Origin of the sequence: Vibrio sp. V08_P9A1T1 (assembly GCF_963874405.1) — a bacterium.
Lineage (GTDB): Bacteria > Pseudomonadota > Gammaproteobacteria > Enterobacterales > Vibrionaceae > Vibrio > Vibrio anguillarum.
This window is the reverse complement of the sequence record NZ_CAWNIB010000154.1, coordinates 1-4,201: the sequence shown is the minus strand read 5'-3', so window position 1 is coordinate 4,201 and position 4,201 is coordinate 1. Positions and strand designations below refer to the sequence as shown.

General features: G+C 44.5%; 3 protein-coding genes. 2 read left to right on the top strand and 1 reads right to left on the bottom strand.

Annotated elements, in window-relative coordinates:
* The first annotated feature begins 78 nt into the window (after window positions 1-78).
* Window positions 79-1,365 (top strand): DEAD/DEAH box helicase, encoded by a 1,287-nt coding sequence (locus tag AACT21_RS07145; RefSeq protein WP_026027722.1) that lies wholly within the window; start codon window positions 79-81, stop codon window positions 1,363-1,365.
* A 200-nt stretch (window positions 1,366-1,565) separates the two neighbouring features.
* Window positions 1,566-2,186 (top strand): LysE family translocator, encoded by a 621-nt coding sequence (locus tag AACT21_RS07140; protein ID WP_013857026.1) that lies wholly within the window; start codon window positions 1,566-1,568, stop codon window positions 2,184-2,186.
* 61 nt (window positions 2,187-2,247) lie between these two features.
* On the opposite strand, the gene AACT21_RS07135 is transcribed toward AACT21_RS07140, so the two are convergent.
* Window positions 2,248-4,164, bottom strand: coding sequence for a bifunctional metallophosphatase/5'-nucleotidase (locus AACT21_RS07135; RefSeq protein ID WP_094164188.1), 1,917 nt, complete (start codon window positions 4,162-4,164; stop codon window positions 2,248-2,250).
* Window positions 4,165-4,201 lie beyond the last annotated feature (37 nt).

Sequence of the window (4,201 nt, the reverse complement as noted above, 5' to 3'; positions counted from 1 at the left end):
AGATAAATCACTCTAAATCCTATATAGTGCACGGCTAAAATTAAGAACTGTAGGCTGTCTGCTTAAGGAACCCGTTAAATGTCATTTTCATCTCAAGGTTTTGCACCTGAACTTGTTAAAGCGCTTACTGAATGCGGCTATGAAAAACTTACCCCCATTCAGCGACAAGCCATTCCCGAGGCTCGTAAAGGGCATGATATTTTTGCAACGGCGCAAACTGGCACAGGCAAAACCGCAGCATTCGCACTGCCCGTTATTCAACATCTGTTAGATAGCGGCAAGCAACCTTCGCCTAAAACAGCGCGAGGCTTAATTTTGGCACCCACGCGAGAATTAGTGGCACAAATTGCCCAGAACATTAAAGACTACGTCAAGTACACCAAACTCAGTGTCGCTGCTGTTTACGGTGGAAATAAAATGTCTTCTCAAGTTCGTCAGCTTGAAATGGGTGTGGACATTTTGGTCGCGACCCCTGGCCGATTAGAAGAGCATTTAAGTGAAGGTAATGTTTCACTCGCCAACCTTGAGTTTTTGGTTTTCGACGAAGCAGATCGAATTTTAGATATGGGGTTCATCAATCCCGTGCGTAAAATCATGCTGGAAGTGGAAACCTCACCGCAAATCATGATGTTCTCGGCCACTACATCCACTCAGCTTAACCAACTGGCGGGCGATATTTTACGCAAACCCAAACGCATTAATGCCGATCGTGCCAATACCACGGCCGCAACAGTGGCGCATGTGGTTTACCCTGTCGATCAAGAGCGTAAAACGGAACTGCTGTCTGAGCTGATTGGCCGCAAAAATTGGCAACAAGTCTTAGTGTTTGTGAACTATAAAGAGACGGCTAATGAAGTGGTTAAAGAGCTGAAATTGGATGGCATCAAGGCCGTGCTATGTCATGGCGATAAAGCACAAAGTGCACGTCGACGCGCTCTTGAAGAATTTAAAGAAGGCAAAGTGCGTGTCATGGTTGCGACCGATGTGGCTGCACGTGGTTTAGATATCGTCGACCTGCCACACGTGGTTAACTATGACATGCCATTTCTCGCCGAAGATTATGTACACCGCATAGGTCGTACTGGTCGTGCTGGCAAACAGGGACATGCTGTCTCATTTGTCAGTCGCGAAGAAGAGTTGACTGTTGTTCAGGTTGAAAACCTTATCCAGCAACGCATCCGCCGTGTTGAACAGCCTGGTTATGAGCCTAAACAGCGTGATGCCTACATTGAAAAACTTCACACAAAAGCGGCGTACAAAGATCGCCAAGGCCGTCGTAACAACCCAAATGACGAAAAGCCGGATCAAGCCTCAGCAGAACGTCGTTTGAACATGATGAATCGACTAAAAAATCGTAAGAAGTAAGCCATAACAACGAAAGAGCTGCAGCAATGCGGCTTTTTTCATCTCTGTGCATCCTATCTATGCTTCATCATCCCAAACGGTCATCTTTATTGGTTTCAATCCGTAAGTAGCACTGTCGTCAATTGCACAGCAAAGTGAAATAGTGAAGATTGTAATTAATGTGTATGCTAGAGCTCTTGTCTCTCAACACGGATTGATTAATGAGCAGTACTTTACTTCTGGCATTTATACCAACATTCTTTTTTGTTTCGATTACTCCAGGTATGTGTATGACATTGGCACTGAGTCTTGGGATGAGTATTGGTTATCGCCGAACTTTATGGATGATGATGGGAGAGATCGTCGGTGTGGCGTTCGTTTCCATCGCAGCCGTTTTGGGGATGGCTTCGATTATGCTCAATTACCCTTGGCTCTTTACCGGATTCAAAACCATCGGTGCCATCTATCTTGGCTATATAGGCATTCAGATGTGGCGCTCAAAAGGCAAGCTTGCCCTCAGTAGCGACTCACAGGTCACTCCCCATAACAAAGACTGGGATCTTGTCATGCAAGGTTTTGTGACCGCGATTGCTAACCCTAAAGGCTGGGCGTTTATGATCTCCCTACTTCCGCCTTTTATTAATAGTGAAGCACCACTTGCACCTCAACTGTTACTGCTGGTGTCCATTATTATGGTCTCAGAATTTGTCTGTATGACACTTTACGCAACAGGTGGCAAGGGGTTAAAACGAGCTCTAGGGCATTCAAAAAATGTGCGTCTAATGAACCGTATTTCAGGCTCATTGATGATAGGTGTTGGATTCTGGTTATTGATGAGTTAGTCGTTAAAGTAGTAGGCTCTGACTTTTGGCCAGAGCCTTAACCGTTAATTTAAAACTTTAGCTAATCTAAAACATTAGCATTCAATGCCTTGAGCAATACAATATCTCGATTGATACGCTGTTTTTCAGCATCAGAAGCTTGGCTACTTTGCAAAATACGCGCATTGATCGCCTCTTCAGCCGCGGCCTTATTGGTAAAGAGCAGTGCTTTAACATTGATCGAGGCGATATTGCTATAACGCCCATCATCACTACTTGGTACATCAATTTGGCCACTATTAATTAGAGCTTTCACGATGGCACGTTCCGATTCATACCCTTGCAAACCTTCCAGCTTCCAACGTTGCATTGGTTTACCTTCGTAGCGGCCTTGCTTTTCTTGGGTGAGATAGCGGATCGTTAGGTTTCTAATAGTTCCTTCCTCTTCGCCATATTCCGCTTCCGAGTCAAAAATAATCGGGAATGACCGCCCTTCAAGGCTACCCCCTTTCTGCGTCAAATGCCCCATTCGGTAACTATTCATACCCAACCGAATATCACTAGTATCATCAATCGGTTGTCCACCAGCAAAACGCAGATCTTTAATTCGCTTACCCGCAGGTTGAGTAAGATCAATGGTGTAAGTGACACCCGCAAAAAAATCATTGGTTGAGTATTTCGATGCGCGCCGCTTTGGATCAAAGCTATAAGTCACATCGCCTGGCAAGACGGAATTGAAATACCCAGCGGCCCACTCCATGTAGGTGCGCAGCTCTTTACCCGTCATTTGGTAAACCGTAATTTCACCACCAGCATATTGATAGTTAAACGCGATATCTTTTGCTTTGATTGAGCCAGTATCAAGTTGAGCTTGGTCATTATCAATTTGCAGTGCGATCACGTTTGCTTTTGGCGCGTAGAAAAAACTGGCTTCCTGAAACAGCGCACTGATGCCGGTATCTTGAATATGCACTTGAGGGATACCGCGTATTTCATCATCAGGAACCAAGTCGACTCCGTCAAGTATCGCAATTTCGCGATTGGCATTTTCTCGTAAGCGTTGATGATAAGGTGCGTACAGCGTTTCCATTTTCGAATCAGAATCAACACCTTTTATAGGGTAAGTGAAGCTGTCTTTATGAACGAGCGTGTATTTGCCATCCTTTTCTTCAAATTGGAAATCGATTCGAGATAAAACGCGTCCATATTTGTCAGGCTCGGTAATGATGACACCGTTTACCGTCGCTTTATCAATTTTAGTGTGCATGTGGCCAGCAACAATGGCATCGATTTCTGGGTTAGCATTGGCAATATCAGATACGCCCGTATCTTTGATGTCGTTTTCGTTATCCAGCCCCATGTGCGCAACCAAAACGATCGCATCGACATCATTTTTTATCTGCCCAATCACTTTTTTCACTTCAAGTGTTGGGTTAGTGAAGCTCATGCCTTCAAGGCGATTCGTGCCTTCAGCAAACACTTGTGTCATCGGAGTATCCATTCCAATGATACCGATCTTGACGCCATTTTTTTCAATAATTGTTGCGGCGGGTAAGAATGGATTGCCATCGGGCCTCTGAATATTCCCGGCTAACGCTCGGCCTTTAAATTGAGTCAGGGAGCGATTTAATACCGATAAACCAAAATCAAACTCATGGTTACCCAGCACCCAAACATCGTAGTTCATCTCATTAAAACCGAGCATCATAGGGTCTACGGCTTCATGCTTAAACGTTTCAACAAAGTTTCCCTGAATCGTATCTCCCGCATCCACTAAAATAACGTTTTTATCTTGCTCTCGTATCTGTTTAACCTTGGTGGCGATTTGACTTAGGCTCCCCTGCATATTCAGTTTGTCAGCAGCATAATCCCATGGCATAAAATGCCCGTGAATATCGGAAGTACCAAGAATGGTAACTTGATGAATATCGCCATCAGCAGCGAAAGAAGAAGCGGCAATAGAAGCAAGTATTGCGCTAGTAACAATTTTTAGTTTCATAACATACTCATACGTATAAACAGGCTTTCATCAAAAC